Origin of the sequence: Bacillus haynesii, assembly GCF_001969855.1 — a bacterium.
Classification (GTDB): domain Bacteria; phylum Bacillota; class Bacilli; order Bacillales; family Bacillaceae; genus Bacillus; species Bacillus haynesii.
Genome location: NZ_MRBL01000059.1, coordinates 1 through 1204 on the forward strand (window position 1 = coordinate 1; position 1204 = coordinate 1204).

At 47.7% G+C, this 1204-nt stretch carries 1 protein-coding gene and 1 pseudogene; one reads left to right on the forward strand and one right to left on the reverse strand.

Features of this window, described 5'->3' with window-relative positions:
• Positions 1 to 656: adenine deaminase C-terminal domain-containing protein (locus tag BTA31_RS22190; RefSeq protein WP_275667524.1), on the forward strand; the 656-nt coding region annotated here is incomplete at its 5' end.
• Between the two features lie 48 nt (positions 657 to 704).
• On the opposite strand, the pseudogene rnjA reads toward BTA31_RS22190, so the two are convergent.
• Positions 705 to 1204 (reverse strand): annotated as a pseudogene (gene rnjA / locus BTA31_RS22195) (ribonuclease J1); the annotation flags it as partial.

Genomic DNA, 1204 nt, shown 5'->3' on the forward strand with positions numbered 1-1204 from the left:
AATGGACGGGCGGCAATACGGCAGCCGGTCTGCTCCAATCTGTGCATCTCCCTGAGTTACATGAGGATGACCTGCAAATTCCGATCGTTCAAGGGAAGGAAATCAGGGCCATTGACATTATCCCCAATCAGCTTGAAACAAAGCTGTCCTTGGCCAAGCCGAAAAGCGGGGCCTTTTTTCAGCCGGATCTGGAAAGCGATCTGTTGAAAATTGCAGTGTGTGAGCGCCATCGCGGCGTTAAAGGAATCGGACTCGGCGTTGTCAGGGGCTTCGGTTTAAAAGAAGGCGCCATCGCGACAACGATTTCTCATGATTCCCACAATTTAATCGCCGTCGGTACAAATGATCAAGACATCTTAAAAGCGATTGAACGCCTTGGAGAAATCGGAGGAGGCCTCACCATTGCAAAAGGAGGGAAGGAGCTTCAATCCGTCGCACTGCCGATCGCCGGCCTCTTGTCGGACAAACCGCTTGAGACGGTAAATGAAAGCTTGAAATCTCTTCATACTGCATTAACAGAGACAGGATTTTCAGGCATGTTTAACCCTTTTCTGACGCTTTCTTTTTTAGCGCTTCCGGTTATTCCCGACATTAAAATGACAACGGAAGGATTGTTTGATGTTAAAGCGTTCAGGCATATCCCGGTTCAACCATAAAAAAACGGATGCACCTTCTGGTGCATCCGTTTTTTGCTGAATCCGCGATCAGACTTCCATAATAATCGGAAGGATCATCGGCCGGCGTTTTGTTTTTTCATAGAGGAAAGGAGCGAGCGTGTCTGTGATCTCGTTCTTAATTTCAGACCACTGCGTCGTTTTGCGCTCCATCACTTTTTTAAGGTGTCCTGAAATCAGTTCCTGGGCATCATTGATTAGATCACCGGATTCTCTCATATAGACAAATCCTCTGGAAATTAAGTCAGGCCCTGCGGACACTTTAAATTCTTTCATGTTGATGCTGACAACGACAATGACAAGCCCTTCTTCCGAAAGAATCCGGCGGTCGCGAAGCACGATATTGCCGATGTCGCCGATGCCGCTTCCGTCAATATAAACATTGCCTGACGGGATTTTACCGGCGACTGAGGCTTCTTCGCTTGTCAAAGCAAGCACTTCGCCGTTGTCCATAATAAAGCAGTTTTCCTCAGGGATTCCGCAGTCTGTCGCCAGTTTGACATGCATTTTCTGCATTCTGTATTCACCGT